General features: G+C 45.0%; 1 protein-coding gene. It reads left to right on the top strand.

Translation table 11 applies throughout. The annotated features are described in order from the left end of the window. Positions 1-686: transposase (locus P20652_RS04575; RefSeq protein ID WP_033017778.1), on the top strand; the 686-nt coding region annotated here is incomplete at its 5' end. Positions 687-702: the final 16 nt, after the last annotated feature.

Genomic DNA, 702 nt, shown 5'->3' with positions numbered 1-702 from the left:
AGTTAGGCATGACAAGCGTACTGCATACGTGGGGGCAGAACTTAAGTCAGCATATTCACCTGCATTGCTTGATACCCGCAGGCGCGCTTGATAAAGCGCACTGGCATGAAATAGAAAAAGGCTATTTATACCCCGTTAAAGCATTATCAACAGTGTTTAGAGGGAAAATGCTCGCGGCGCTCAATGAATGCGATAGTTCATTCGCGAAGGTAAGCACACCAACCAAATGGTGCGTGTATAGCAAAGCCTGTTTAACGTACAGTGAAAAGCTAGTTAGTTACCTTGCTCGTTATACCCGAAAAGGCGTGATGTCAGAATCGCGATTAGTGTCAGCGACTGAAGAAACAGTGAGCTTTAAATACCGCGATTATGCAGATAACAACCGCGATAAAGTCATGACTCTGAGTTGTGATGAATTTTTACGGCGCTACTTACAACATGTATTGCCCAAAGGGTTTATGCGCATTCGCCACTATGGCTTTTTAGCTAATGCGTGTCGCAAGCGAAAGTTAGGGTTAATAAAGGCTCAAGTATCAGCAACCCCATGCAAAGCGGTGAAGCCGAAGGTAGAGCAAGAACGATTAATACCCCATTGGTCTTGCCAGTCATGCAAGACGGGTACCTTACGATTTATTGGTGTGATGAATTTAGATGAGGCGACAAATAAAATAGCGCGAACGAGTTAGCAGCCTTGCTTGCTGC

The organism is Pseudoalteromonas sp. BSi20652 (assembly GCF_000239855.1).
Lineage (GTDB): Bacteria > Pseudomonadota > Gammaproteobacteria > Enterobacterales > Alteromonadaceae > Pseudoalteromonas.
The sequence above is the reverse complement of the archived record's forward strand: the minus strand, read 5'-3'. Positions and strand labels throughout refer to the sequence as shown.